This is a genomic window from Leucobacter tenebrionis (assembly GCF_019884725.1).
GTDB classification, from domain to species: domain Bacteria; phylum Actinomycetota; class Actinomycetes; order Actinomycetales; family Microbacteriaceae; genus Leucobacter; species Leucobacter tenebrionis.
On sequence record NZ_CP082322.1, the window covers coordinates 87,934 to 114,698 of the forward strand.

The 26,765-nt window shown below is 70.6% G+C and carries 22 protein-coding genes; 19 read left to right on the top strand and 3 right to left on the bottom strand.

Translation table 11 applies throughout. The features are described 5' to 3' along the window. Positions 1-7: 7 nt before the first annotated feature. Genes KVY00_RS00410 through lnt form a run of 5 tightly spaced genes read left to right on the top strand, consistent with a single transcriptional unit; the run spans position 8 to position 6,913 of the window. Positions 8-1,078: a helix-turn-helix transcriptional regulator gene (locus KVY00_RS00410; RefSeq protein ID WP_223043810.1), complete on the top strand. Its 1,071-nt coding sequence runs from the start codon at positions 8-10 to the stop codon at positions 1,076-1,078. Next, positions 1,071-2,042 carry a helix-turn-helix transcriptional regulator gene (locus tag KVY00_RS00415; protein WP_223043811.1) on the top strand — a complete coding sequence of 324 codons (972 nt, stop codon included), beginning with the start codon at positions 1,071-1,073 and terminating at the stop codon, positions 2,040-2,042. Before KVY00_RS00410 ends, KVY00_RS00415 begins: the two co-directional genes overlap by 8 nt. Before the next feature lie 4 nt (positions 2,043-2,046). Beyond that, entirely contained in the window at positions 2,047-2,892 is an 846-nt protein-coding gene (gene tatC, locus KVY00_RS00420; protein WP_223043812.1) for a twin-arginine translocase subunit TatC, read from the top strand. Continuing rightward, the gene (locus tag KVY00_RS00425) at positions 2,889-5,351 is read left to right on the top strand and encodes a DEAD/DEAH box helicase (protein WP_223043813.1); all 2,463 of its coding nucleotides are present in this window, start codon (positions 2,889-2,891) and stop codon (positions 5,349-5,351) included. Before tatC ends, KVY00_RS00425 begins: the two co-directional genes overlap by 4 nt. Then, positions 5,348-6,913, top strand: coding sequence for an apolipoprotein N-acyltransferase (gene lnt, locus KVY00_RS00430; RefSeq protein WP_223043814.1), 1,566 nt, complete (start codon positions 5,348-5,350; stop codon positions 6,911-6,913). The genes KVY00_RS00425 and lnt overlap by 4 nt, the downstream gene beginning before the upstream one ends. A gap of 36 nt (positions 6,914-6,949) precedes the next feature. On the opposite strand, the gene KVY00_RS00435 is transcribed toward lnt, so the two are convergent. Next, positions 6,950-7,306, bottom strand: coding sequence for an RNA polymerase-binding protein RbpA (locus KVY00_RS00435; RefSeq protein ID WP_223043815.1), 357 nt, complete (start codon positions 7,304-7,306; stop codon positions 6,950-6,952). A gap of 223 nt (positions 7,307-7,529) precedes the next feature. On the opposite strand from KVY00_RS00435, the gene KVY00_RS00440 reads away from it, so the two are divergent. The 5 genes from KVY00_RS00440 (at position 7,530) to KVY00_RS00460 (ending at position 17,483) form a co-directional block, all read left to right on the top strand. Further along, positions 7,530-8,300, top strand: a complete 771-nt coding sequence (locus tag KVY00_RS00440) for an SDR family oxidoreductase (RefSeq protein WP_223043816.1) — start codon at positions 7,530-7,532, stop codon at positions 8,298-8,300. 353 nt (positions 8,301-8,653) lie between these two features. Then, a complete protein-coding gene (gene gltB, locus KVY00_RS00445; RefSeq protein WP_223043817.1) occupies positions 8,654-13,297 on the top strand; it encodes a glutamate synthase large subunit in 4,644 nt (1,547 codons plus the stop codon). Next, the gene (locus KVY00_RS00450) at positions 13,290-14,807 is read left to right on the top strand and encodes a glutamate synthase subunit beta (RefSeq protein ID WP_223043818.1); all 1,518 of its coding nucleotides are present in this window, start codon (positions 13,290-13,292) and stop codon (positions 14,805-14,807) included. The genes gltB and KVY00_RS00450 overlap by 8 nt, the downstream gene beginning before the upstream one ends. A 279-nt stretch (positions 14,808-15,086) precedes the next feature. Then, positions 15,087-15,731, top strand: a complete 645-nt coding sequence (locus tag KVY00_RS00455) for an NAD(P)-dependent oxidoreductase (RefSeq protein ID WP_223043819.1) — start codon at positions 15,087-15,089, stop codon at positions 15,729-15,731. 45 nt (positions 15,732-15,776) lie between these two features. Further along, positions 15,777-17,483 carry a DUF7059 domain-containing protein gene (locus KVY00_RS00460; protein ID WP_223043820.1) on the top strand — a complete coding sequence of 569 codons (1,707 nt, stop codon included), beginning with the start codon at positions 15,777-15,779 and terminating at the stop codon, positions 17,481-17,483. A gap of 69 nt (positions 17,484-17,552) precedes the next feature. Here KVY00_RS00460 and KVY00_RS00465 read toward each other — a convergent pair whose 3' ends face one another. After that, positions 17,553-18,305 (bottom strand): sulfite exporter TauE/SafE family protein, encoded by a 753-nt coding sequence (locus tag KVY00_RS00465; protein ID WP_223043821.1) that lies wholly within the window; start codon positions 18,303-18,305, stop codon positions 17,553-17,555. A gap of 199 nt (positions 18,306-18,504) precedes the next feature. Here KVY00_RS00465 and hisD point away from each other — a divergent pair, with 199 nt between their 5' ends. The 3 genes from hisD to KVY00_RS00480 all read left to right on the top strand — a co-directional run bounded on the left by hisD (position 18,505) and on the right by KVY00_RS00480 (position 21,524). Next, positions 18,505-19,929 (top strand): histidinol dehydrogenase, encoded by a 1,425-nt coding sequence (hisD, locus tag KVY00_RS00470; protein WP_255572833.1) that lies wholly within the window; start codon positions 18,505-18,507, stop codon positions 19,927-19,929. Further along, positions 19,929-20,417, top strand: a complete 489-nt coding sequence (nrdR, locus tag KVY00_RS00475) for a transcriptional regulator NrdR (protein ID WP_223043822.1) — start codon at positions 19,929-19,931, stop codon at positions 20,415-20,417. Before hisD ends, nrdR begins: the two co-directional genes overlap by 1 nt. A 63-nt stretch (positions 20,418-20,480) precedes the next feature. Further along, positions 20,481-21,524: a quinone-dependent dihydroorotate dehydrogenase gene (locus KVY00_RS00480; RefSeq protein ID WP_223043823.1), complete on the top strand. Its 1,044-nt coding sequence runs from the start codon at positions 20,481-20,483 to the stop codon at positions 21,522-21,524. Positions 21,525-21,647: 123 nt separating this feature from the next. Here KVY00_RS00480 and KVY00_RS00485 read toward each other — a convergent pair whose 3' ends face one another. Continuing rightward, on the bottom strand, positions 21,648-22,214 hold the full coding sequence (locus tag KVY00_RS00485) for a DUF3043 domain-containing protein (protein WP_223043824.1): 567 nt from the start codon (positions 22,212-22,214) through the stop codon (positions 21,648-21,650). Between the two features lie 160 nt (positions 22,215-22,374). Here KVY00_RS00485 and erpA point away from each other — a divergent pair, with 160 nt between their 5' ends. From erpA to KVY00_RS00515, 6 genes are all read left to right on the top strand, one after another. Further along, complete coding sequence (gene erpA / locus KVY00_RS00490; RefSeq protein ID WP_223043825.1) at positions 22,375-22,746, top strand: iron-sulfur cluster insertion protein ErpA; 372 nt, start codon at positions 22,375-22,377, stop codon at positions 22,744-22,746. Between the two features lie 152 nt (positions 22,747-22,898). After that, positions 22,899-23,753, top strand: coding sequence for an aa3-type cytochrome oxidase subunit II (gene ctaC / locus KVY00_RS00495; protein ID WP_223043826.1), 855 nt, complete (start codon positions 22,899-22,901; stop codon positions 23,751-23,753). A 17-nt stretch (positions 23,754-23,770) separates the two neighbouring features. After that, entirely contained in the window at positions 23,771-25,408 is a 1,638-nt protein-coding gene (ctaD, locus tag KVY00_RS00500) for an aa3-type cytochrome oxidase subunit I (RefSeq protein ID WP_223043827.1), read from the top strand. 20 nt (positions 25,409-25,428) lie between these two features. Beyond that, positions 25,429-25,851 carry a cytochrome c oxidase subunit 4 gene (locus tag KVY00_RS00505; RefSeq protein WP_223043828.1) on the top strand — a complete coding sequence of 141 codons (423 nt, stop codon included), beginning with the start codon at positions 25,429-25,431 and terminating at the stop codon, positions 25,849-25,851. A 10-nt stretch (positions 25,852-25,861) separates the two neighbouring features. After that, positions 25,862-26,305 carry a GNAT family N-acetyltransferase gene (locus tag KVY00_RS00510; RefSeq protein WP_223043829.1) on the top strand — a complete coding sequence of 148 codons (444 nt, stop codon included), beginning with the start codon at positions 25,862-25,864 and terminating at the stop codon, positions 26,303-26,305. Next, on the top strand, positions 26,302-26,763 hold the full coding sequence (locus KVY00_RS00515; protein ID WP_223043830.1) for a TetR/AcrR family transcriptional regulator: 462 nt from the start codon (positions 26,302-26,304) through the stop codon (positions 26,761-26,763). The genes KVY00_RS00510 and KVY00_RS00515 overlap by 4 nt, the downstream gene beginning before the upstream one ends. Positions 26,764-26,765: the final 2 nt, after the last annotated feature.

The window sequence follows — 26,765 nt, forward strand, 5'->3', positions numbered from 1 at the left end:
GGCGCGGGTGAGCGGTCGCGTTCCCGGCGAGCAGCGCGTCTTCAGCCTCGTTCTCGCCCTCGTCGTGAGCCCGGCCGGGCTCACGAAGCAGGAACTGCTGTCGTCGGTGCACGGGTACGCCGACCGCGCCCGATCCGCGTCCGATCGGGCCGCGCTCGACCGCCAGTTCGAGCGTGACAAGGAGCAGCTGCGCGAACTCGGCATTCAGATCGAAACCCTCGACTCTCCGACGGAGCCGGGCAACAACCAGCTCACCCGCTACCGCATCTCGAAGGATCAGCTCGAGTTCCCGAGCGAACTGCGCTTCGACGAGCGCGAGCTCATGCTGCTGCGCCTCGCGGCGCTCGCCTGGCGAGAGGGCAGCTTGAGCGTCGAGTCGCGCCGCGCAGCCATGAGGCTCGAAGCCCTGGGCGCCGGACTCGACGTGCAGCACCTCGGTGTCGCGCCGAGCCTCGGCACGGCCGAGCCCGCGGCCGCCCCGCTGCAGCGCGCGATCGACGGCGGCCGCACGGTGCGCTTCGACTACGCCGTGCCGGGGCGAGGGGCGCCGCTCGAGCGGCGAGCGGCGCCCCTGCGACTGCACCGGCTCGACGGACGCTGGCACCTCGTGGCGTGGGATCTCGACAGGGACGCGGATCGCACGTTCCTGCTTTCGCGCATCGTCGGGGAGGTGCGCCTGACGAGCGAGCGCTTCGACCCCTCCCTGCGAGAGCGCGGAGACGCGGCGATCGCCGAACTGCTCGCCCTGCGCGAGAGCCGCAGAGCTGAGCTGCTCGTGCGACGCGGAAGCATCGCCGAGGCGCGCCTCGCCCCGCGCGCGCTCGAGGCGCCCCGCTCGGGCGAGGACGGCGACGCGCCCGGCTCGGAGACCGCAGGCCGAATCGCACTCGTGGTCGGCATGCTCGACCCCCACCTTCTCGCGGAGGAGATCATCGGGTACGGGGCGGAGGTCGTGGTGACGGCCCCCGAGAGCCTGCGAGACCTGGTGACCGGCGGCCTGCGGAGGATCGCGGCGGCGCACGGCGGAGCTGCCGCTCGCAGCGCACGCGCCGTGTCTGAGGGAGACGCCGATGCGTAAGAATGTGCTCGCCCCCGAGCGGGTGCTGCTGCTGCTCTCCCTGATCCCGTATCTCCGCGAGCACGGCCCGACACCCGTGCCGCAGCTCGCGGAGGCCTTCGACGTCGCCCCCGATCTGCTGCGCCGGCTCGTGCGCTTCCTCGGCACGGCGGGGGTGCCGGGCGAGACGCTGAGTTATCAGCACGAGGATCTCTTCGATATCGACTGGGACGCGCTCGAGCGAGACGACGTCGTCAGCCTCACGCGCACGGTCGCCGTCGACGATGCTCCCCGGTTCGCGCCCTCGGAGACCGCCGCCCTGATCGCGGGCCTGCAGGCGCTCACGCCGATGCTGCCCGAAGCCGACGCGCGGGTCGCGCAGCGGACCGCTGCGAAGCTGGGCGCGGCGCTGGGGGCGGGAGCCCCGACGCTGTCGGTGACGGCGGACGATCGGGATCCGCGGATCCCGATCATCGTCTCGGCGATCGACGCGGGCCGCGCGCTGGCGTTCGACTACCGCGACGCGGCCGGACGCGCCAGCTCGCGCACGGTCGATCCGCTCGTGCTCACCCAGCAGGCCGGCGCCTGGTACCTGCGCGCGCACTGCCGAGACCGTGACGCGCCGCGCAGCTTCCGCGTCGACCAGATGAGCGACGTTCGCGCGCTGGAGCTCGCGGCCGATCCGCACGACCTGCCCGCCGAGGAGGCGCGCGTCTCCTTCGATCTCGTGGCGAGCCTGCCGGCGCACCTGCTCCCGCGCATCAGGGGATTCGAGCCCGAGACGATCGGGGAGTCCCCGGAGGGGCGCGTTCGGGTGCGCATCGAGGCGTGGCACGAGGGAGCAGCGATCCGGCTCGTGCAGACCGCGCCGGGCGAGATCGTGATCGAGTCGCCCGAGCACGCCCGCGAGGCGGTGCGGGCCTGGGCCGAGCAGGCGCTCGGGGTGGGCTCTGCGGTGCATACCCCGCGCACTGGGATAAACTGAGCGAATGGCAGAAAAGGCGCGCAAGAAGCGCAATTCCGAGGGGCGCATGAGCCTCGGGGAGCACCTCGTCGAGCTCCGCAAGCGCCTCCTCATCTCGGCCATAGCGATCGTGATCGCGCTCGTCGCCGGCTGGTTCCTCTCCGACTGGGTATGGGACGTGCTCCGGCAGCCCGTCATCGATATCCAGGAGCAGCAGGGACGCAACGCTCAGATCAACTACGGCGACATCACGAGCGCCTTCGATACGAAGGTGCAGATCGCCCTGTTCATCGCGATCCTGCTCGCCTGCCCCGTCTGGCTCTACCAGATCTGGGCCTTCATCGCGCCCGGGCTCACCCGCAAGGAGAAGCTGACCGCCTTCGGCTTCCTCGGCACCGCGGTGCCGCTCTTCCTGCTCGGGGCATACGCGGGCTGGCTGGTGATCCCGAACATCGTGCGCCTGCTCACCAGTTTCGCCCCCCAAGAGGACGCCGCCTTCATCACCGCGCGCGGCTACCTGGACTTCGCGATCAAACTGCTGCTCGCGATCGGAGTGGGCTTCGTCATGCCCGTCTTCCTCGTCTTCCTCAACTTCATCGGGGTGCTGAGGGGCAAGTCGATCCTGAAGAGCTGGCGGGTCGCGCTGCTGTGCATCATCCTGTTCGCGGGGATCGCGACGCCGGCCGCCGACCTCATGAGCATGTTCCTGCTCGCCGCGCCCATCGTCGTGCTGTACTTCGGCGCGGCACTCGTCACGATCCTGCACGATCGACGGGTCGACAAGCGGCAGGCGAAGGAGCTCGCCGAGTACGGCCTCGCCGAGGAGCCGTCGACCCGACCGGGCAAGCGCGGTGCCGGAGACGCGGTGTGACCGGGGAGAGCGCCCTCGACGCGTTCGCTGCGCGTATCGGCTACCCGCTCGACGCGTTCCAGCGCTCCGCCTGCGAGCGGCTCGAAGAGGGCCGCAGCGTGCTCGTCGCGGCTCCGACCGGGTCGGGCAAGACCACGGTGGCGGAGTTCGCCGTCTACCTGGCGCGGCGCGAGCGCGACGCGCGCATCTTCTACACGGCGCCCATCAAGGCGCTCTCGAATCAGAAGTTCCACGAGCTGTGCGAGGAGTACGGCGAGGACGAGGTGGGCCTGCTCACCGGTGACGTCAACCTGCGCGGCGACGCCCCGATCGTGGTGATGACGACCGAGGTACTGCGCAACATGATCTACGCCGAAGGCGGCGAGGACAGCGGCGGTTCACGTGGCTCGCGCGCGGGTCTCGACGGTCTCGCCTTCGTCGTGCTCGACGAGGTGCACTACCTCGGCGACCGCTGGCGCGGCGCCGTGTGGGAGGAGATCATCCTGCACCTGCCGCGCGAGGTGCGGCTCGTGTCGCTCTCGGCGACGGTGTCGAACGCCGAGGAGTTCGGCGACTGGATGCACGCGGTGCGCGGCGACACCGACGTGATCCTCTCCGAGCACCGGCCGGTGCCGCTCTACCAGCACGTGCTCACGTCGAAGGCGCTGCTGCCGCTGTACGTCGGCAGAGACGGCGAGACGGCCGCGACCGCCTCGGGCGGCCGGCTCAACCCCGAGCTGCGCATGCTCGACGGGCGCGGGTACTCCCGCGGGGGCGGCCGGGGCGATCGCGACGGCGGCGGCCGGGGACACGGAGAGCGTGGTCGCGGCGGCCAGGGCCGGGATGAACGGGATCGCGGAAACGGCCGGGGCCAGCGCCGCGGCGGCCGCAGCCATGGTTACGCCGATCGCGGGCGCGCCCGCGGCGGGCCGCCCCTGCGCCGCTCGCGCCGCGTCTCCCGCGCCGACATCGCCCGGGCGCTCGACGAGACCGGCCTGCTGCCCGCGATCGTCTTCGTGTTCAGCCGCAACGGCTGCGACCAGGCCGTGCGGCAGTGCCTGTTCGAGGGCATCGCCCTGACCTCGCGCGAGGAGCGCGAGGAGATCAGGCGCATCGCGCGATCCGCCACCCGCGACATGAGCGACGAGGAGCGCCGCGTGCTCGGCGTGCGCGAGTGGGTGGCCGGCCTCGAGCGCGGCATCGCGGCGCACCACGCCGGCCTGCTCCCGACGTTCAAGACGGTGGTCGAGCAGCTGTTCCAGCGCCGTCTCGTGAAACTCGTCTTCGCCACAGAGACCCTCGCGCTCGGCATCAACATGCCCGCGCGAGCCGTGGTGATCGAGCGACTCGACAAGTTTAACGGCGAGCAGCGCGTACCGCTCACTTCGGGGGAGTACACGCAGCTCACCGGGCGGGCCGGTCGGCGCGGCATCGACACCGAGGGGCACGCGGTGGTGGTCTGGAACGACGGGGTCGATCTCGAGGCCCTCGCGCACCTCGCGGGGGCGCGGTCCTTCCCCGTGCGCTCGAGCTTCAGGCCCACTCCGAACATGGCCGTCAACCTGCTGCAACGGATGGATACCGAGCAGGTGCGCGAGACCCTCGAACTCTCGTTCGCGCAGTTCCAGGCGGATCGCGCGGTGGTCGACCAGGCCCGTGAACTGCGCGCCGAGCAGGAGTCCCTCGCGGGCTACGACGCCGCTGCCGCGCGCGCCCAGGGCGCCGATCGCAAGCGCTGGGAGGATCGCGCGCGCAAGCTGCGCCGCCGGATCGAGCGCGGTCGCAGGCAGATCGCGTCGCGCACGGGGACCATCGCCCGCACCTTCGATCGGGTGGTCGATCTGCTCTTCGACCTCGACTACCTCGAGGGCCCCGCAGACGAGCCGGAGGTCGCCCCGTGGGGCGAACTGCTGCGCCGGATCTACGGCGAGCGGGATCTGCTGGTGGCCGAGTGCCTGCGCCGAGACGCACTGCGAGGGCTCGACGCGGCGGGCCTCGCCGCGATGTGCTGCGTGCTCAGCTACGAGCCGAGGCGCGACGACGAGGGAGAGCCCAGGCTGCCTGGCGGCCGGCTCTTCGCCGACGCCCACGACCGCGTGCTCGACCTGTGGGTGGAGCTCGACGACCTCTTCGAGCGCTACCGGCTGCCGCGCAGCGAGATGCCCCATGCCGGGCTCGCCTCCGCGATGCACTCCTGGGCCTCGGGCACGCCGATCGAGGTCGTGCTCGAGCGGTCGGGGATCGGCGCCGGCGACTTCGTGCGCTGGGCGAAGCAGACCATCGACCTGCTCGATCAGATCGCGCAGGCGTGCGAGACCGCCGTGCAGACCGGGCCGGCGCACGCGCCCGCGGGGCGCGATGCTGGTGCGGGTCGCGCGGCCGGGCTCGACGAGGACCGCCTGGGCGAGCTCGCGAAGCTCGCACGGGAGGCGAAGCGCGGGGTGCGCCGCGGCATCGTCGAGGCGTCGAGCGCGTCGTGACGGGGAGGATCGTGCACCTGCCGTGGTGGGCCTCGGTGCTCGCCGCGGCCGCGGGCGGGTACCTGCTCGATGTCGCGAGCCCGGAGCTCGCGTGGTGGCCGGCGGCTTTCGCGGGTGCCGCGCTGATCCTCGCGTCTGTCTGGCAGCAGCGCTGGGCGCTCGGACTGCTGGCCGGTTTCGTCGCGGGCGCCGCGTTCTGGGGGCCCCACATCTCCTGGCTCACGCTCTACCTCGGCCCGGTGCCGTGGCTCGGCCTGTGCGCGGTGATGATCCTCTGGTTCGCACTGTTCGGGATCGCGGCCGCGGTCGCGACGCGGGGGCTCGCGCTGCTGGGCCGGAACGGGTTCCGCGCATGGTGGATAGTGCTCTGCCAGGCGGCCGCGGCGGCCGGGCTCTGGGTGCTGCGCGAGGAGGTGCAGGGGGCCTGGCCCTACGGCGGCTTCGCCTGGGGGAGGCTCGCGCACACGCAGGCCGACGGGCCGCTCGCCCAGGCGGTGTCGTGGCTGGGGTTCGCCGGGCTCTCCGGGGCGATCGCGTTCGCGGTCGCGCTTCCGGTCGCCGCGGTGTTCCTCTGCCGCCCGCGCCGGGTCGCGCTTCCGGCTCTCGCCGGTTCCCTCGTGATCCTGGTCGTTCTGGCGCTCGCCCCCGCGGCCGCTCTGCCCCAGACAGGAACGCTGCGGGTCGCGGCCGTGCAGGGCAACTCGAAGTCGGGCATCTTCGACGACCGCGAGTCGGGCGATGTGCTGCGCGACCACCTCGTGGCGACCGAGCGGCTGCTCGACGAGCTCGAGGCGGAGCGCGAGAACGTCGACGTGATCGTGTGGCCCGAGAACAGCGCCGAGTTCGGGCTGCCCGACAACCCGCTCGCATCGCAACGGATCGCGCGCCTCGCGAAGCGCGCCGACGCGCCCATCGTCGTGGGCACGGTCCTGGAGAATCCCGACGGCAGCTACACCAACAGCTCACTGGTCTGGAGCGCCGACGGTCCGGAGCCCGTGCGCTATGACAAGCGCTACCCCGTGCCCTTCGCCGAGTACATGCCCAATCGCGAGTTCTTCCACGCCCTCGCGCCCGATCTGGTCGACCTCGTGCAACTGGAGTACGCGCACGGCCGACTGCCCGCGGCCTTCGATGTGACGACGCCTGCGGGGGCCGTGCGCGCCGGTCTCGCCATCTGCTTCGACATCATCTTCGACGCGCACGCCGTCGGGATGGTCGACGAGGGTGCCGAGGTGATCTTCGCGCAGACGAACAACGCGGATTTCGGGCGCACCGACGAGAGCGCGCAGCAGCTCGCGATCGCGAGGCTGCGCGCCGTCGAGACCGGGCGCGCGCTCATCAACATCTCCACGGTCGGCACGAGCGCCGTCGTGGATCCGAGCGGACGCGATCTCGCCGCGCTCGAGCCGTTCACCGCCGACGCGATGGTCGCAGAGGTGCCGCTCGTCACAGGGAAGACTTCCGCGCTGCGCCTCGGGTCGGGCATCGCCGCGGCGTGGATGATCGCGGGCGCACTCGGGCTCGCCGCCGGAGCGCTGTCGCGGATGAGAGGGCGCCGGTGAGCGCTGCGGGGTGCTCACCTACTGCGCCGGATACACCTACTGCGAGCCGCGCCGCGCGCGCAGCAGCTGCAGGCGCTCCTCGAGCAGTTCCTCGAGCTCCTCGCGGCTGCGGCGCTCGATGAGCATGTCCCAGGGCGTGCGCTGCGAGGACTCCTTCTCCTCGAACTCCGCGCGAGCGGCCCGGCCGGCCTCGTCGTCGAGGAATCCGATCTCGCCTGTCTTCTGATCCACCCACTCGGCTGGCGGCTCGGCGTCGGCGTCGAAGAGCACGCTGAACCGCACCCCTCTGTCCGTCAGATACTCGACGGTGCGTCTGGGCGAGAGCTCGACGCCCTCCTCGCCCTGCAGACTCGTCGCGCCGATGCGCGTTCCTCTAAGCGTTCGATCAGCCATGCTGGACCTCCTCGCCGGTGGTGGACGGACGGGGCACTCGTGGTTCCGCGGGCGCCCCTGCCGTTCCTTGCAGCGTACTCGCTTCCGCCGGGTTCGCGATACCCCCTGGGAATGCCCGACACTGCGCCGGGGTGCGCTGCATCGACCACGATCCGGGCGGTGTCCGGTCGCTGCCGGTCCACTACTCTGGGAGGCACGTATTTCGAAACGACGAGGAGCACTTGTGACTCAGATTCTTGAACCGGGCAGTCTGGCCGGCCGCCGCGCGCTCGTGACGGGGTCCTCCCGCGGTATCGGCGCCGACACGGTGCGGTATTTCGCCGAGGCCGGCGCGGACGTGGTGGTCAACTTCCGAAACAAGGCTCCGCGGGCTGAGAAGCTCGCCGAGCAGTTGCGCGAGCTGGGGGTCCGAGCCCTGGTGCAGGGCGCGGATCTCACCGATCCCGAGTCGGTCGCGGCGATGATGGATGCGGTGCGCGAGGAGTTCGGCGGCCTGGACATCCTCGTGCTCAACGCCTCGGGCGGCATGGAGAGCGGCATGGAGGAGGACTACGCGCTGAAGCTGAACCGCGATGCGCAGCTCTCGGTGCTCGACGCTGCGCTGCCGCTGCTGGGCGAGGGGGCTCGCGTCGTCTTCGTGACCAGCCACCAGGCGCACTTCATCCGCACCACTCCCACGATGCCCGAGTACGAGGGCGTGGCGCTCTCGAAGCGGGCGGGTGAGGACGCGCTGCGCGAGCGGATCCCGGAGCTGGAGGAGCGCGGGATCGGCTTCACCGTGGTCTCGGGTGACATGATCGAGGGCACCGTCACCGCGACGCTGCTCAACCGGCTCAACCCCGGGGCGATCGAGGAGCGGCGCGAGCAGGCCGGCAAGCTCTACAACGTGTCCGAGTTCGCGGCCGAGGTCGCCCGGGCCGCGGTGGACCCCGTTCCCGCCGACAACACCCGTCTCGTGGGCGATACGAGCAGCTTCGGCGCAGAGGACAAGTAGTAACGCACCTGCCGGCGTCCGATAATCGAACGGTCGAATCCGACCGTCGCGACTATCGGACGCCGGCTTTTGCGTGTCCGGTTTCGGTGGTGCGACGACAGTGTTTCGATTATGTTTCGTGAAATCGGACTGTTCGGGGATTGTCAATAACTTCCGAAGAATATTTCAATCATGTGCCGCTATTCGTGAATCCTCTGCATAAAGTGCGTTGACTGATTAGTTTCACCGAAGAAACGATTGGTAAACTGAGGTCTCCAGATCCACCGTGGCTCACTGGGACGGCGCTGTCGCAGACCGATTCCACCGGTGGTTACGCCAGGGCCGCCGACGTCCCGCCGAGAGAAAGGACGTTGATGAGCGAGCGAGCCAAGACCCCTGCAGCACAGCCCGCGGGCTTTCCCGAGCGCGTCGGGCTCTACGACCCCGCCGACGAGCGCGACGCCTGCGGCCTCGCCTCCGTGGTCTCGCTCACGGGCGAGCCGAGCCATGAGATCGTCTCCCTCGCGCTCGAGGCGCTCGAGCACCTCGAGCACCGAGGCGCGGTCGGTTCCGACGCGGGCACCGGCGACGGCGCGGGCATCCTCAGCGACCTGCCCGACCGCTTCATCCGCGAGGCGCTCGGCGAGATGGACTCGACCCTGCGACTGCCCGCCGCCGGCGGCTACGCGGCCGGCCTCGCCTTCCTGCCCCAGGCGTCGACCGAGCGGCAGGCCGTGCGCTACCGCATCGGCGCGATCGCCGCCGAGGAAGGACTCTCGGTACTCGCTTGGCGTCCGGTCGCGGTGCGTCCCGAGGTGCTGGGGGAGAGCGCCCGCGCGGTGAGTCCCGCGATCGAGCAGCTGATCCTCGTTCCTCAGCAGGGCGCCTCCGAGCCGGGCGGACTCAGCGGCTACGGAACCGTGCCCTCTGCTCGGCCGCTCGACACCGACGACCTCGAGCGCCGGGCCTTCCGCACCCGCAAGCGCATCCAGCACGAGACCGGCTGCTACCTGCCCTCGCTCAGCGCGCGCACGATCGTCTACAAGGGCATGGTCACCACGCTGCAGCTGCCGGCGTTCTACCCCGAGCTGTCGGACGAGCGCTTCGAGAGCCGCTTCGCGATCGTGCACTCGCGCTACTCGACCAACACCTTCCCGTCGTGGCACCTCGCCCAGCCGCTGCGCCTCGTCGCGCACAACGGCGAGATCAACACTGTGCGCGGCAACCGCAACTGGATGCGAGCCCGCGAGGCGCAGCTCGAGAGCCCGCTGCTCGGCGACGTGCGGCAGCTCTCGCCCATCTGCTCCGAGGGCGGCAGCGACTCGGCGAGCTTCGACGAGGTGCTCGAGCTGCTGGTGCGTGCGGGGCGTTCGCTGCCGCACGCGCTCGCCATGATGGTGCCCGAGGCGTGGGAGTCCGAGACCGGTCTGCACCCCGACCTCGTGAGCTTCCTGGAGTACCACTCGCTCGTGATGGAGCCGTGGGACGGGCCTGCGGCGATGATCGCCACCGACGGCGTCGAGCTCGTCGCCACCCTCGACCGCAACGGGCTTCGCCCGGGACGCTTCCTGGTGACCGGCGACGGCATCATGGTGATCGCGAGCGAGACAGGTGTGCTCGACATCGCGCCCGGCCGTGTGATCCGCCGCGGTCGCCTGCAGCCGGGACGCATGCTCGCCGTCGACCTCGTCAGCGGCACCATCCGCGACGACGAGGCGGTGAAGGGCGAACTCGCGAACCTCGCGCCCTGGGGCGAGTGGCTCGAGGAGGGGCGGATCCGGCTCTCCGAGCAGCCCGAGCGCGAGCACCTCGTGCATCCTCCCGCGTCGATCACCCGTCGTCAGCGCACCTTCGGGTACACCGAGGAGGAGCTGCGGCTGCTGCTCACCCCGATGGCCCGCGACGGCATCGAGCCGATCGCGGCCATGGGCACCGACACGCCGATCGCGGCCCTGTCGGAGCGGCCCCGCCACATCTACGACTACTTCGTGCAGCAGTTCGCGCAGGTCACCAACCCGCCGCTCGACGCCCTCCGCGAGGAGCTCGTCACGAGCCTGGTCACGAGCATCGGTCCGCAGCAGAACCTCCTCACCCAGTCCGCCGACCACGCGCGCCAGGTGATCCTCGATTTCCCCGTCATCGACAACGACGCACTCGCCCGCATCCAGCACTTCGGCGACGACCCCGAGCGCGAGCGCGCGGTCACGATCCGCGGGCTGTACCCCGTCGACTACGACGCGAAGGGCCTCGCCGACCGCCTCGAGGCCATGTGCTGGGAGGCGAGCGCCGCGATCGAGGCCGGGGCGGAGTTCCTGATCCTGTCGGATCGCGATTCGAACAAGGATCTCGCCCCCGTGCCGTCGCTGCTCGCGATCTCCGCGGTGCACCACCACCTCATCCGCGAGGGGCAGCGCATGAGCGTCGCGCTCATCGCCGAGGCGGGCGACGTGCGCGAGGTGCACCACGTCGCCGCGCTCATCGGCTACGGCGCCGCGGCGGTCAACCCGTACCTTGCCATGGAGACCGTCGGCCTGCTCGTGCGCGACGGCTCGATCCCGGGAGTCACCGAGGAAGAAGCCGTCGCGCGGCTCATCAAGTCGCTCGGCAAGGGCATGCTCAAGGTGATGAGCAAGATGGGCATCTCGACGGTGGCTTCGTACTGCGGCGCGCAGACCTTCGAGGCGATCGGGCTGTCGCAGCAGCTCGTCGACCGCTACTTCACCGGTACCGCCTCGCGGCTCGGGGGCGTCGGCCTCGACGTGATCGCCGCCGAGGTCGCGGCCCGCCACCGCGCGGCCTACCCCGACGACCCGGCCCCGCTGGCGCACAAGAAGCTCGAAACCGGCGGCGAGTACCGCTGGCGGCGCGGCGAGGAGCCCCACCTCTTCGATCCCGAGACGATCTTCAAGCTGCAGCACGCGACCCGCACCGGCAAGCGCGAGATCTTCGCCGAGTACACGCGGCGCGTGAACGAGCAGCAGGAGCGGCTCATGACGCTGCGGGGCCTCTTCAAGTTCGCCCCGCAGCGGCCTCCGGTGCCGCTCGGCGAGGTCGAGCCGGTGAGCGAGATCGTGAAGCGCTTCGCCACGGGCGCCATGAGCTACGGCTCGATCTCGCCCGAGGCGCACCAGACGCTCGCGATCGCCATGAACCGGCTCGGCGGCAGGTCCAACACGGGCGAGGGCGGCGAGGCCGAGGAACGGCTGCTCGACCCCGAGCGGCGCAGCGCCATCAAGCAGGTGGCGTCCGGCCGCTTCGGCGTGACCTCGATGTACCTCACGCACGCCGACGAGATCCAGATCAAGCTCGCCCAGGGGGCGAAGCCGGGCGAGGGCGGTCAGCTGCCCCCGCAGAAGATGTACCCGTGGATCGCCCGCACCAGGCACGCCACCCCGGGCGTCGGCCTCATCTCGCCGCCCCCGCACCACGACATCTACTCGATCGAGGATCTGAAGCAGCTGATCTTCGACCTGAAGCGCGCGAACCCCGCCGCGCGCATCTCGACGAAGCTCGTCGCTCAGAGCGGCATCGGTCCCGTCGCCGCCGGAGTCGCCAAGGCGCTCTCCGATGTGATCCTCGTCTCGGGCCACGACGGCGGCACGGGCGCGAGCCCCATGAACTCGCTGAAGCACGCCGGCTCGCCGTGGGAGCTCGGCCTCGCCGAGGCGCAGCAGACCCTCATGCTCAACGGCCTGCGCGAGCGCGTCGTGCTGCAGGCCGACGGGCAGCTCAAGACCGGCCGGGACGTGGTCGTGGCCGCACTGCTCGGCGCCGAGGAGTTCGGCTTCGCCACGGCTCCGCTCGTCGTCTCGGGCTGCATCATGATGCGCGTCTGCCACCTCGACACCTGCCCCGTCGGCGTCGCGACGCAGAACCCCGAGCTGCGCGAGCGCTTCACCGGGCAGGCTGAGCACGTCGTCAACTTCTTCCGCTTCATCGCCGAGGAGGTGCGCGAGATCCTCGCCTCCCTCGGCTACCGCACGCTCGCCGAGGCGGTGGGCGACACCGCGGCGCTCGACGTCGACGACGCGATCCGGCACTGGAAGGCCGAGGGCCTCGACCTCACGCCGATCCTGCGCGGCCCCTCGTTCCCCGAGAACGAGCCGCGTCGCCACGGCCGCGAGCAGGACCACGAGCTCGGGGAGCACTTCGACCGCGGCCTCATCGAGATGGCCGCCGACGCCCTCGAGCGCCGCGAACCCGTCGTGATCGACCTGCCGATCCGCAACATCGACCGCGCCGTCGGTACGATGCTCGGCCACGAGGTCACGAAGCGCCACGGGGCAGACGGCCTCGCCCCCGAGACCATCGACATCACGCTGACAGGCTCGGCCGGGCAGTCGCTCGGCGCCTTCATCCCGGCGGGCATCACGCTGCGGCTCGTCGGCGACGCGAACGACTACGTCGGCAAGGGGCTGTCGGGCGGCGAGATCGCGATCCGGCCGCACCCGGAGGCCGGCCACGCCGCCTGGGGCAACGTGATCGCGGGCAACACCATCGGCTACGGCGCGACGGGCGGAGCGATGTGGATCGCGGGTACGGTCGGCGAGCGCTTCCTCGTGCGCGGCTCGGGCGCCACCGCGGTGGTCGAGGGCACGGGCGACCACGCACTCGAGTACTTCACCGGCGGCTTCGCGCTGATCCTCGGGCCGACGGGGCGCAACATCGGCGCGGGCATGTCGGGTGGCGAGGCGGTGATCCTCGATCTGGACCCGGCGAACGTGAACTCGGCCGAGCTCGGCTCCGGCGCGCTCACCCTCACGCCGCTCGACGACCCGCTGCGGGAGAAGGTCGTGACGCTGCTGAAGCGGCACGTCGAGCAGACCGGATCCGAGCTGGCGAGCGCGCTGCTCACCGAGATCGATACCGACCCCGAGAGCGTGTTCGCGCGGTTCACCCGCCTGATCCCGCGCGGCTACTCGCGGGTGCTCGAGATCCGCGAACGCGCGAACGAACAAGGCATCGACCCCGACGGCGAGCGGGTGTGGACCGAGATCCTGGAGGCGACCCATGGCTGATCCCCGCGGATTCCTGAAGGTGCGCGAGCGAGAGCTCGCCCCGAAGCGCCCGGTCGCGCTGCGGCTCAAGGACTGGCGGGAGGTTGTCGATCCGGCCGACCCCACCATCGTCGCGCGCCAGGCGTCGCGCTGCATGGACTGCGGCGTCGCCTTCTGCCACCAGGGCTGCCCGCTCGGCAACCTGATCCCGGAGTGGAACGACCTCGTCTACCGGGATCGCTGGCGGGAGGCCATCGACCGCCTGCACGAGACCAATAACTTCCCCGAGTTCACCGGCCGCGCCTGCCCCGCGCCCTGCGAGTCGGCGTGCGTGCTCGGCATCAACCAGCCCGCCGTCACGATCAAGCAGACCGAGAACAGCATCATCGACGAGGCCTTCGAGCGGGGCTGGGTCGTGCCGCAGCCCCCGGCCCGCCTCACGGGCAAGACTGTCGCGGTGGTCGGATCGGGCCCGGCGGGCCTCGCCGCCGCCCAGCAGCTGACCCGCGCCGGTCACACGGTCGCGGTGTACGAGCGCGACGAGCAGCCGGGAGGCCTGCTGCGGTACGGCATTCCCGAGTTCAAGCTCGAGAAGCACCTCGTGACGCGCAGGATCGAGCAGCTCAAGGCCGAGGGCACCCGGTTCCGCTGCGGCATCGAGATCGGGCGCGACATGTCGTGGAGCGAGCTGCGCCGCCGCTTCGACGCCGTCGTCGTGACGACCGGAGCCACCGTGCCGCGCGAGCTGCCGCTGCCCGGTCGCGAGCTCTCGGGCGTGCACTACGCGATGGAGTACCTCACCGCGCAGAACCGCGCGCTGGAGGAGGCCGGGCAGCTCGGCGAGGCGGGGCAGCCTGGCGAGGCCGGGCAGCCTGGCGAGGCGGGGCAGCTCGGCCGAGTGTCCCCGGGCCTCGACGCCGCAGGCAAGCACGTGGTCGTCATCGGCGGCGGCGACACGGGCGCCGACTGCGTCGGCACCGCGCACCGCCAGGGCGCCAGGTCGGTGACCAGCCTCGCGATCGGCCGCAAGCCGTCGCCGACGCGCACCGATGCGCAGCCCTGGCCGGTGCATCCGACCCTCTTCGAGGTGTCGAGCTCGCACGAGGAGGGCGGTGAGCGCAGCTACCTCGCGTCGACCGTCGAGTTCGTGGGCGACGACTCCGGGGCCGTGCGCGCGCTGCGCGTGGCGGAGACCGGGTTCACGGAGCGCGGCCGCGAGCCGATCCCTGGTACCGAACGGCTCATCGACGCCGACCTCGTGCTGATCGCGATGGGCTTCACCGGGCCCGAGGGGATCGAGGATCCGGCTGTGCCGCTCGGACGCGGGCCGCGGGGCGCCTTCGAGCGCACCGGGGACTACGCGACCGAGGTGCCGGGTGTGTTCGTGGCCGGAGACGCCGGGCGCGGCCAGTCGCTCATCGTGTGGGCGATCGCGGAGGGTCGCGCCGCCGCAGCCTCGGTCGACGCCTACCTCACCGGCGAGACCGTGCTGCCGAGCCCCGTCACCGCCCACGACCGCGCCTTCGCGTAGGGCCCGTCGTGCGCGCGGCGGCCTGCAACGCTCGTCTGCCTGCGACTCTCTCCGCTGAGTGATTCTCTCGTCGTCGAGTGGCTCTCCCGTCGTCGAATCGACCTCCCGTCGTCGAGACTGCCTTCGGTGCTGACGGTGGAGGGCGGTCTCGGCGACCGGAGCGGGTGTCGATCCTGCGTCGCTCGACTCGAGGGCTGCGGCGGGAATACCCCGGCCCCGCGCGCCGTTCTCGCAGGAGCACCCGCCGCATCGGCGGGCCTACGACTCGAGGAGGCAGAGATGACCAGAGTGACGGTGATCGGCGGCAGCGGCTATGCGGGATCGCACATCGTGGAGGCGGCCGCGGTGCGCGGCCTCGCGGTGCGGAGCATGAGCCGGGGTGAGACGGCGGAGCAGATCTCCGGGGCCGAGTATCTGCGCGGCTCCATCACGGATGCGGCCGACCGCGCCCGGGCCCTCGAGGGCGCCGACGTCGTCATCGTCGCGGTGTCGCCGCGCGGGGACATGGAGGGCCGCGTGCGCGCCGCGATCGCGGAACTCGCCTCCGAAGCGGCGGCGGCCGGAGTGCGTCTCGGGGTGATCGGAGGCGCGGGCTCCCTGCTGCAGAGCGAGGGCGGCGACCTCGTGATGAACGGCCCCGACTTCGCCGAGGCGGTGAAGCCCGAGGCGGCTGAGATGGGCGGCGTGCTCGACGACCTGCGCGCCGCGCCCGAGGAGCTCGACTGGTTCCTCATCAGTCCGCCGGCCACCTTCGGCGCCTGGGCAGCGGGGGAGTACCGGGGCGAGTACCGGGTGGGCGGCGACGTGCTGCTCACCGACGCCGAGGGCCGCTCCGAGATCTCGGGAGCCGACTTCGGCGTCGCCGTGGTCGACGAGATCGAAGAGCCGAAGCACCACCGCGAACGCTTCACCGTCGCCTACTAGGAGCGGGGTCGGGATCCGCGCCGCCGCAGGCAATACTCTGGAGTGGTGGATCCCGAACTCATCGACCGCCTGCACGCCGATCTCGACCGCGCCGACTACCGCGCCGCGACCGTCACCGGACTGCTCGGAGCGGCGGCCGACGGCGCGCGGCAGCGCGGGGTGTTCGCGCCGGCGCTCCGGGTGCTGCGCGAGCGCGGCGACAGCCCGCTCGCCTCGCTCGTGCGGCTGTTCCTGCTCGCCGAGCCCGTCGACGAGGCCGAGCTGGCGCGCGCCCTGCCCGAGCTCGGCGTCGACGGGGCGTTCGCGCTGGGGCTGGTGCGCGTCGATGACCCGGAGGGGGAGCCTGCCGCCGACGGGGCGGGAGACGCCACCGGCGAGGAGATGACGGACACCACCGGCGAGACGGCGACGGACACCGCCGTCGACGGGGCAGCGGCATCGGCCGACGGGGGAGCCCGCCTGCTCCGCGCCGCCCTGTCGCTGAACCCGGTCGAGGTCGCGGACGCGCGCCTCGGGGATCCGGCGCGCTGGTGGATCATCTCGGACCTCGACGACCAGCTGCGCCGCGCGCCTGCCCGCCCCGATCACGTCATGGGCGTCGGCGGCGCGACCCGCTCCCTCGTCTCCCAGGCGCCGCCCGGCGACGCGGAGCGGTGCCTCGACCTGGGCGCCGGGTGCGGCATCGTCGCGATGCACCTCTCCCTGCGCGGTCGGGTCGTCGCGACCGACATCTCCGAGCGCGCGCTCGCGATGGCGCGGGCGAACGCGCGCCTGAACGGGGTCGAGCACCGGATCGACTTCCGCCTCGGCGACCTGTTCGCCCCGGTCGCGGGCGAGCGCTTCGACCTGATCCTCTCGAACCCGCCGTTCGTGATCACCCCGCGCGGCGACGGCGACGCCCCCGTCTACGAGTACCGCGACGGCGGCATGGCCGGCGACGCGCTCGCGGAGCGTGTGGTGACGGAGGCTCCCGGTCATCTTGCGCCGGGCGGCACGGCGCTCTGCCTCGCCAACTGGGAGTCGCCGTGGGGCGCCAACGGGCTCGAGCGGGTGCGGGGCTGGATCGAGGCCGCGGCCGGTTCCGCAGCGGGAGCGGCGGGAGCTGCTGCGGGATCCGCGGGGGTCCTCGACGCCTGGGTGGTCGAGCGCGACCGCGTCGATCCCGCGCAGTACGCCGAGACCTGGGCGCGCGACGGGGGAGCCCGGCCCGGATCGCCTGAGTTCGAACGGCTCATGGCCTCCTGGCTCGACGACTTCTCCGCGCGTCGCATCACGGCGATCGGCCTCGGCTCGATCCGGATCCGCAGGCGCGTGGAGGCCGAAGCCGGGAGACCCGGCCCGACCCTCGTCGAGATCGATCAGGCCGCGGGCGCCTACACGACCGAAGCGCTCGGGGCATGGCTGGAGGCGGCCTTCGAGGCGGGCGCCGCCGCGAGCCGCATGAGCGACGCCGAGATTCTCGCGACTCACTGGGTGCGCGCCGAGGCCGTCGTGGAGGAGCGCGAGCACACGCCGGGTGAGGAGGCGCCGCGCGCGATCCGCCTCACGACCGATCGACCGATCGCCCGCAGGGTCGCCGCGGATCCGCTGATCGCGGCCGCCGTCGGCGTGTGCGACGGCGAGCTCTCGCTCGGCCGGATCGCCGACGCGCTCGCCACCCTGCTCGAGGTCGACGCCGGTGCGGCGGCCGAGGCGCTGGTCGCGGGCACGCGGGAACTCGCGTGGCTCGGCATGCTCACCCCCGCCGAGTGAGCCGCGGATCGTCCGGCCGGGATCGGATCCGATCCGGATCCTAGATCCCGGCTCCGATGCGCGATCCGCTCAGGCCAGCAGCTCGACCAGTCCCTGGACCACCGACGCCGCCGCGCCAGCGAACGCCAGCAGGATCACGACCCGCCGCACCTGTCCCGCCGTGACCCGGCGCAGCAGCCGCTCGCCGAGCCCGATGCCGGCGAGCAGCGCGAGTACGACCAGACCCCAGAACCACCAGTCGGTCGCCGGCAGCGCGCGCGGATCGAGCAGCAGCTTCGCGGTGGCGGACGTCGCGCCGATCAGCAGGAAGTAGGGCTGCAGCGTGGCGGCGAACGAGACCTGCGGCCATCGGGTGAGCACGGCGTAGGCGCTCACGGCGGGGCCGCCGACCCCCGCGAGCGAGTTCGTCAGGCCCGACAGCAGTCCCGCGACCGCTCGCGGAGCGCGGGGCTCCGTCGTGAGGCGGCCGCTCCGTACGAGCAGTGAGGCGCCGAGGCCGACGATCACGACCCCGCCGACCGCCACGGCCATCACCGGGGGTGAGAACAGCCCCGCCACCCACGCCCCCGTGAGCGAGCCGACCACGGCGAACGCGCTGAGCCAGCGGAACATCGACCAGTCGATGGAGCGCCACACCCGGGGCACGATCAGCGCGCTCGACAGGACCCCGAGCACGTTCACGAGCACCACCCCGGAGTGGGCCCCGATGAGGAGCGTCATGAAGGGCGAGATGAGCATGGCGAAGCCGAGCCCGGCGACGCGCTGCGCGACGGCGCCGATGACGACGAGGCCGAGGATCAGCGCACCCGTTGCGAGGGTCATGCCCGTGCTTCTCTCTTGCGCATCCTTCCCATCCTCGCAGATGCGGGCCGCGTAGATGCGGCTCACGCGGAAACCGATCCTTGGGGGCACCGATCCTTGCGGGCACCGATCCACGTGGAACCCGACCTGTGGCGCGCCGCGCAGCAGCTCGCGGGGCACGAAATCATCGCGACGCGCTCACCGGTAAACTGGTCGGGTGATGCGAACCATTGATCTGCGGGGGCAGCAGCTCTCGCGCGCCGACCTGTTGCGGCTCGTGCCGCGCGCCGCGCTCGACATCGGCACCGCCGTCGAGCGGGTGCGCCCGCTCGTCGACGCGGTGCGCGATCGGGGCGAGGCCGCGCTCAGGGAGCAGGCCCGTGATTTCGACGGAGTGGAGGGGCACGCGCTGCGCGTCCCCGCCGAGCGCATCACGGCCTCGCTCGACACCTGCCCGCCCGAGATCCGCACCGCGCTCGAACTGCTCATCGAGAAGCTTCGGCTCGGCTCGGCCGCCCAGGTGCCGCCCGAGCAGATCACCCGCTTCGGCGACGGCGCCGTGATCCGGCAGCGCTGGCAGCCGGTCGGCCGCGTCGGCCTCTACGCGCCGGGCGGCAAGGCGGCTTACCCGTCCTCGGTCATCATGAACGCCGTTGCCGCTCAGGCCGCAGGCGTCCCCGAGCTCGCGCTGGCATCGCCCGCGCAGCCGGACAACGACGGGCTGCCCCACGAGGTCGTGCTCTGGGCAGCGGCGCTCGCGGGCGTCGACGAGGTCTACGCGATCGGCGGCGCGGGCGCCGTGGCGGCCTTCGCGCACGGGGTCGAGAGCATCGGTCTCGCCCCCGTCGACAAGATCACCGGGCCTGGCAACATCTTCGTCGCAGCCGCGAAGCGGGTGGTGAACGGGCTCGTCGGCATCGATTCCGAGGCCGGTACGACCGAGATCCTCGTCATCGCCGACGCGACGGCCGATCCGCGCTTCGTCGCAGCCGATCTCATCAGCCAGGCCGAGCACGACGAGGCGGCGGCCTCGGTGCTCGTCACGGACTCCGCGGAGTTCGCCGAGCGAGTGCTCGAGGAGATCGGGATCCGCTCGGCGGCGACGCGGCACGCCGAACGAGTCGCGACCGCGCTCGGCGGCCCCCAGTCGGCCGTGATCCTCGTCGACGATCTCGAGACCGCCGCGCGCGTCAGCAACGCCTACGGGCCCGAGCACCTCGAGATCCAGACCGCCGACGACGAGGCCGTGCTCGAGGGCATCGCCGATGCCGGCGCGATCTTCATGGGCGGCTACACGCCGGTGAGCCTCGGCGACTACCTCGCCGGCTCCAACCACGTGCTGCCCACCGGCGGCACGGCGCGCTTCGCCTCGGGCCTCGGCGCCCACACCTTCCTCCGCCCCCAGCAGGTGGTCGGCTACGACCGATCCGCTCTCGCCGAGGTCGAGCGGCCGCTGCTCGCCCTCGCCGGCGCCGAGGGGCTTCCGGCGCACGGCGAGGCCGTCAGCGCGCGGTTCGAGGGGGATCGGTCCGGCACCGGAGGCGCGCGGTCCGAGACCGGGGACCCGGGGAGTGCAGACGGGAACCCGGAGAACACGGCCGGGGACCCGGAGAACACAGCCGAGACCTCGGGAGGCGACGCCTGATGCACTGCCCTTTCTGCCGTCACCCCGACAGCCGCGTGATCGACTCGCGCACCGCTGACGACGGGCTCTCGATCCGTCGTCGGCGTCAGTGCCCCGAGTGCGGCCGCCGTTTCACCACGACCGAGACCGCGAGTCTGACCGTGATCAAGCGATCCGGTGTGGTCGAACCGTTCAGCAGGGAGAAGGTGATGAGCGGCGTGCGCAAGGCCTGCCAGGGCCGGCCCGTCACCGACGCCGACCTCGCCGTGCTCGCGCAGCAGGTCGAGGAATCCGTGCGCTCCAGCGGCATCGCCCAGTTCGATGCGAACGAGATCGGTCTCGCCGTGCTCCCGCATCTGCGCGAGCTCGACGAGGTCGCGTATCTGCGCTTCGCGAGCGTGTATCAGGCGTTCGAGTCCCTCGCCGATTTCGACGCGGCCATAGCCGAGCTGCGCGCCCACCCCGCCGGTGAGGCATCGGCCACTGCACCCACGGCCACGGAGGACTGAGGCTTCCGCGCCCTGTCCCACCGCCCGCGACCTATCGGCCACAACCCCCACGGAGGACTGACCATGCGTCTCTACCCGCTGCTCTTCAACACCGTGCTGCGACGCATGGGGCCCGAGCCCGCCCACCACCTGGCGTTCAAGGTGATCCAGGCGGCTCCCTTCACCGCCGGCATCGTGCGCCGCCTCTGCGCGCCCCACCCGAGTCTCCGCACCCGCGCTCTCGGCATCGACTTCCCGAGTCCGTTCGGCCTCGCCGCAGGCTTCGACAAGAACGCCCAGGGCATTCTCGGGCTCGGCGAGTTCGGGTTCGGGCACGTGGAGGTCGGCACCCTCACCCGTCACGCCCAGCCCGGCAACCCCAAGCCGCGCATGTTCCGCCTCGTGGGCGACCGCGGGCTCATCAACCGCATGGGGTTCAACAACGGCGGATCCGCCGCGGCCGTGCCCCGCATCGAGCGCGCGCGACTGTCCGGCCGCCGTCCCGTGATCGGGGTGAACATCGGCAAGAGCCGTGTCACCGAGGTCGACGACGCGGTGCAGGACTACGTCTGGAGCGCGCAGCGCCTCGCGCCGATCGCCGACTACCTCGCGGTGAACGTCAGCTCGCCCAACACGCCCGGGCTGCGCGGGCTGCAGGAGCTCGAGATGCTCGAGCCGCTCCTCGCCGCGGTGCGCGACGCCGCGGGATCGACCCCGCTCCTCGTCAAGATCGCACCCGACATGGGCGACGAGCAGATCGACGGCATCGTGGCGCTCGCGCAGCGGCTCGGACTCGACGGCATCATCGCCACCAACACCACGATCTCGCGCGAGGGTCTGACGGAGTCCGCCGCAGAGATCGAGCGCATGGGAGCCGGCGGGCTCTCGGGCGCGCCGCTGCGCGAGCGCTCCCTCGAGGTGCTCACCCGCATTCGAGCGGCCGCTCCCGATCCCGACTTCTGCGTGATCTCGGTCGGCGGAGTGACCACCGCGGACGACGTGCTGCAGCGCCTGCTGGCGGGGGCCACGCTGGTGCAGGGCTTCACGGCGTACATCTACGAGGGCCCGCTGTGGGCGCGGGCGATCAACCGCGGGTTGCGACGCGCCGGATGGCGCCAGGCGGGCTAGACACGGAGCCTCGACCCGGGTGCGCCGGCTCACGAGGCTCTTTCATCCGGCCTGAAGTCGAACGCCCCGAGTCCGCACCGCTGTGCTGCGGGTGAACTCGGGGCGTGAGGCCTCAGGCGGCCCTTAACTCGGGAATTCGCCTCGTTTGACCTGGGGCTTGGGAACGCGCAGCGGTCGGAACTGGAAGGCGCGCATCGCGGCGTACCAGCGGAAGCCGGGCTGCACGCGATCCTCGCCGAACTTCTCACCCAGGCGCTTCTTCAGACGGAAGCCGAGGAACACGGCGTCGAGGATCGCGAGCCCGACGAACGCCCAGATCACGATGAGGCTGACGACCTGCATGACGCCGGGGATGAACGTCATCACCAGCACGACGAGCATCATCGGGATGAGCAGTTCGCCGACGCTCCAGCGCGCGTCGACGTAGTCGCGCACGTACCGCCGCTGCGGGCCCTTGTCCCGCGGGGTGAGGAAGCGGTCGTCGCCCTGCATCATGCCGATGCGGGCCCGCTCCCGGGCTTCGGCCTGCTGGCGGCGCTGCTCCTTCAGCAGCGCCTTGTCCTTGGAGCCGACGATGGGTCGCGCGTTCGCGGCCTCCGCCTGCTTGCGCGAGGGGGTCGGCCGACCCTTGCCGACGATCGCCTCGCTGTCGTTCGCGGCGGCCGCGTTGTCAGGGCCCTTCTTAGCCACGCCTGTCCTCTCGATCGATGCGCATGAGCGCGTTCCATGTAGACCTCTGTCGAACTGCTTCGACTGCTGCGTCCAGACTACCGTGCGCGACTGACGAGATATCGGGGAGCGGGCGTAGAATCGAGGGGATACGGTTCACGAGCGAGCGAGGAGTTTACGCATGAGCACTGAGACGATCGCCGCGGAGACCGCGGCGGCTGAGCGCGCGCACGGAGTCGCACTCAGCCAGGCTGCGCAGGAGAAGGTGCGCAGCCTGCTGGCGCAGGAGGGGCGCGACGACCTCCGTCTGCGCATCGCGGTGCAGCCGGGCGGCTGCTCGGGTCTGATCTACCAGCTGTTCTTCGATGAGCGGGAGCTGGAGAACGACGCCGTGGTGAGCTTCGACGGGGTCGAGGTCGTCGTCGATGCGATGAGCATTCCGTACCTCAACGGGGCGACCATCGACTTCGAGGACACCATTCAGAAGCAGGGGTTTACCATCGACAATCCGAACGCTCAGGGCAGCTGCGCCTGCGGCGACAGCTTCAGCTGAAACGCGTCGGGCATCGAGAGTTCGCGACACCCGGTGTCGGTTCGGGGAATGCTCAGGATCGCGCTAAGCTATCAGGGAGTCATCAGCTTCGCCCGCCATCCGAGCCGGCGAGAAAACAGTTCGAAAGGTATGCGGTGCGTTCCAATCGTCGAATGAAATGGGTCGCGGCCCCGGTGGCGCTCTCGGCAGCGCTGCTGCTCGCCGGCTGCACCCCCGAGCAGCAGCGGGGCTTCCTGCCCGAGGGCTCCGAGGGAGCCACTAACCACACGGACGGCATCACCGGCCTGTGGGTCACCTCCTGGATCGTGCTGCTCGCCGTCGGCGTCGTCACGTGGGGCCTGATCATCTGGGCCACCATCGCCTACCGGCGTCGCAAGGGCCAGACCGGCCTGCCCGTGCAGCTCCGCTACAACATGCCGATCGAGACCTTCTTCACGGTCGTCCCGGTCATCCTGGTGCTGGGCTTCTTCGCCTTCACCGCGCAGGAGCAGAGCAAGATCGAGACCAGGGTCGACAACCCCGACAACACGGTCGAGGTCATCGGCAAGCGCTGGGCCTGGGACTTCAACTACGTTGATGACGACGTCTACTTCCAGGGCGTCCAGGTGCAGACCGACGCCGACGGCAACCCCGACGAAGACACCATGCCGGTGCTCTACCTCCCCGTCGACAAGACCACCGAGATCCGTCTCGAGACCCGCGACGTCATCCACTCGTTCTGGGTGGTCGAGTTCCTCTACAAGAAGGACATGATCCCGGGGCAGACCAACTACATGAGCTTCACTCCGACGAAGACCGGCACCTTCATGGGCAAGTGCGCCGAGCTCTGCGGCGAGTACCACTCGATGATGCTCTTCGAGGTCCGCGTCGTCGAGCAGGACGAGTACGACGCCTACATCGAGTCGCTGCGCGACGCCGGCAACACCGGTCAGGTGACCGCCGAGTTCAACGCGAACCAGGAGCGTCTGCCCATCGACAACGATCGCGCGAAGGCGCAGAACGACTAACTGAGGGAAACAGAAACATGAAGAAGGGCAACGTCATTGTCTCGTGGCTGACGTCCACGGACCACAAGGTGATCGGGTACATGTACCTGATCAGCTCCTTCGTGTGGTTCCTGATCGGCGGCCTGATGGCTCTCCTGATCCGCGCGCAGCTGTTCGCGCCGGGCCTCGAGATCATCGGTACCAAGGAGCAGTACAACCAGCTGTTCACGATGCACGGCACGATCATGCTCCTGATGTTCGCCACCCCGCTCTTCGCGGGGTTCGCGAACGTCATGATGCCGCTCCAGATCGGTGCACCGGACGTCGCGTTCCCGCGACTCAACGCCTTCGCGTTCTGGCTCTACACCTTCGGCTCGCTCATCGCGGTCGGCGGCTTCCTCACCCCGCAGGGCGCCGCGTCGTTCGGCTGGTTCGCATACGCCCCGCTCTCGGAGATGACGTATTCGCCGGGTGTGGGAGGTAACCTCTGGGTGCTCGGTCTGGGCATCAGCGGCTTCGGCACCATCATGGGCGGCGTGAACTTCATCACGACGATCATCACGATGCGCGCCCCCGGTATGACCATGTGGCGCATGTCGGTGTTCACCTGGAACACGCTCATCACCTCGATCCTGATCCTGCTGGTCTTCCCGGTGCTCGCCGCCGCGATGTTCGGTCTCGCGGCCGACCGTATCTTCGGCGCCCACATCTACAACGGCGAGGGCGGGGCCATCCTCTGGCAGCACCTGTTCTGGTTCTTCGGGCACCCCGAGGTCTACGTCATCGCGCTCCCGTTCTTCGGCATCGTCTCCGAGGTGTTCCCGGTGTTCAGCCGCAAGCCGATCTTCGGCTACAAGACCCTCATCTACGCGACCATCGCCATCGCGGCCCTCTCGATGACCGTGTGGGCGCACCACATGTACGTCACCGGCTCCGTGCTGCTGCCGTTCTTCGCGCTGATGACGATGCTCATCGCCGTCCCCACGGGCGTGAAGATCTTCAACTGGATTGGCACCATGTGGCGGGGGTCGATCACCTTCGAGACGCCGATGCTGTGGTCGCTCGGCTTCCTGGTCACCTTCGTCTTCGGCGGTCTCACCGGTGTGATCCTCGCGTCGCCGGCGCTCGACTTCCACCTCTCGGACACCTATTTCGTGGTGGCGCACTTCCACTACGTCGTGTTCGGCACCGTGGTGTTCGCGATGTTCGCCGGATTCTACTTCTGGTGGCCGAAGTGGACCGGCCGCATGCTCGACGAGCGGCTCGGCAAGATCCACTTCTGGGTGCTGTTCATCGGCTTCCACATGACGTTCCTCGTGCAGCACTGGCTCGGCGTCATGGCGATGCCCCGCCGCTACGCGACCTACCTGCCCGCCGACGGCATCACCTGGGGCAACCAGCTGTCGACCATCGGTGCGATGGTGCTCGGCGCCTCGATGATCCCGTTCCTCCTGAACGTGTACGTCACCGCCCGCCGCGCTCCCAAGGTCACGGTGAACGACCCCTGGGGCTACGGCCGCTCGCTCGAGTGGGCCACGTCCTGCCCGCCGCCCCGACACAACTTCACGTCGATCCCGCGCATCCGCTCGGAGTCGCCGGCCTTCGATCTCAACCACCCCGAGATCAGCGGTGTCGAGCAGCCGGTCCGCGAGCCCGCGCTCGCCGAGAAGAAGTGACGTCGAGGAGATACTGAACCATGAAATCCAATATCTTCATCTTCTGGCTGCTGACCGCGTACTTCCTGCTCCTGGCCTCGGTGTACACGGTGTGGAATCTGATCGCTCACGGCTACATCGAGTGGGCCGGCTCGACGACCATCCTGCTCTCAGGCGGTCTCACCGGCTTCATCGCCTTCTACCTGGGACTCGTCAAGAGGAAGCAGGGCGGCGTGCTCATCGAGGATCGCCTCGAGGCCGACATCGACGACGGCGACCCGGAGCTCGGCGAGTTCAGCCCCTGGAGCTGGTGGCCGCTGTTCCTCGCCTTCGGCGCGTCGATGGTGGTGCTCGGCATGTGCGTCGGCTTCAACTTCTGGCTCTCCTTCCTGACGCTGCCGCTCGTGATCGTCGGCATCGTCGGCTGGGTGTACGAGTACTACCGCGGCAACTTCGCGCGATAGAGGCATTCGCTTGAGTATCATCATCCGCCGCGGCCGGAGCGAGGACGGGCAGTCCGTCTTCGCTCTGGCCCGCCAGTTCACCACCGGGCGCGAGCCGATCGGCCGCGACGAGTTCCTCGTTGCCTTCGACAACGTGCTGCGGCACCGCGACCAGGAGACCAATGTGCTCTTCGTCGCGGAGCTCGAGGGGCGGGTCGTCGGCTACTCGCTCATGACCGTCTCACGTCTGCTGCACGCACCGGGCCTCACGGCGCACCTGCAGGAGATCGTCGTGGACGAGGGCTCCCGCGGCCACGGCGTGGGGGATCGGCTCATGCAGGCCAACGAGCACTACTGCATGGGTCGCGGCGTGCGCCAGCTCTCGGCGTCGACCGCGCGCATCGGGTCGTTCTACAACCATCGCGACTTCGAGCCCGTCGGCGAGCACTACCGCAAGGTCCTCGACCTCGGGTGAGCACCGCACAGCGTCGCGCACGGCGACGTCCCGGAGAGAACCGGGAACGCCTGTTGGAGGCCGGACTCATCGAGTTCGGCCTCTTCGGCTATCACGCCGCATCGACGAGTTCCATCGCGGCCCGCGCGGGTGTGCCCCAGCCGCACGTCTACGCCAACTTCGAGACGAAGCAGGCGCTGTTTCTCGCGTGCTTCGACAGGCTCCGCGTCTCACTGGTCGCGGAGGATGCTGAAAGCGTCTCAGAGAGCGCTCTGCGCTTCGTCTACCAGGCAGTCGGTGCGGCCTCTGCACCCGAGATGGGAGACGTGCTACGACCTGCCCTGCGCGAGCTGCGCGAGGAACTGGGGGAGTCGAGCTTCGATCGCCTGCTCGCCGATGGTGCACGCGTACTGCTCTCGGACCCCTCGAGCGGTAGCGCTGCCGGTGCGAGCGGCTCCGCGGCACCTGGAAGTTTCTGACC

Coding starts and splice junctions, on each gene's coding strand:
- nrdR (WP_223043822.1), top strand. CDS start 19,929: ATGCACTGCCCTTTCTGCCGTCACCCCGACAGCCGCGTGATCGACTCG.
- hisD (WP_255572833.1), top strand. CDS start 18,505: ATGCGAACCATTGATCTGCGGGGGCAGCAGCTCTCGCGCGCCGACCTG.
- gltB (WP_223043817.1), top strand. CDS start 8,654: ATGAGCGAGCGAGCCAAGACCCCTGCAGCACAGCCCGCGGGCTTTCCC.
- KVY00_RS00435 (WP_223043815.1), bottom strand. CDS start 7,306: ATGGCTGATCGAACGCTTAGAGGAACGCGCATCGGCGCGACGAGTCTG.
- KVY00_RS00415 (WP_223043811.1), top strand. CDS start 1,071: ATGCGTAAGAATGTGCTCGCCCCCGAGCGGGTGCTGCTGCTGCTCTCC.
- KVY00_RS00465 (WP_223043821.1), bottom strand. CDS start 18,305: ATGACCCTCGCAACGGGTGCGCTGATCCTCGGCCTCGTCGTCATCGGC.
- tatC (WP_223043812.1), top strand. CDS start 2,047: ATGGCAGAAAAGGCGCGCAAGAAGCGCAATTCCGAGGGGCGCATGAGC.
- KVY00_RS00450 (WP_223043818.1), top strand. CDS start 13,290: ATGGCTGATCCCCGCGGATTCCTGAAGGTGCGCGAGCGAGAGCTCGCC.
- ctaC (WP_223043826.1), top strand. CDS start 22,899: ATGAAATGGGTCGCGGCCCCGGTGGCGCTCTCGGCAGCGCTGCTGCTC.
- KVY00_RS00455 (WP_223043819.1), top strand. CDS start 15,087: ATGACCAGAGTGACGGTGATCGGCGGCAGCGGCTATGCGGGATCGCAC.
- erpA (WP_223043825.1), top strand. CDS start 22,375: ATGAGCACTGAGACGATCGCCGCGGAGACCGCGGCGGCTGAGCGCGCG.
- ctaD (WP_223043827.1), top strand. CDS start 23,771: ATGAAGAAGGGCAACGTCATTGTCTCGTGGCTGACGTCCACGGACCAC.
- KVY00_RS00480 (WP_223043823.1), top strand. CDS start 20,481: ATGCGTCTCTACCCGCTGCTCTTCAACACCGTGCTGCGACGCATGGGG.
- KVY00_RS00505 (WP_223043828.1), top strand. CDS start 25,429: ATGAAATCCAATATCTTCATCTTCTGGCTGCTGACCGCGTACTTCCTG.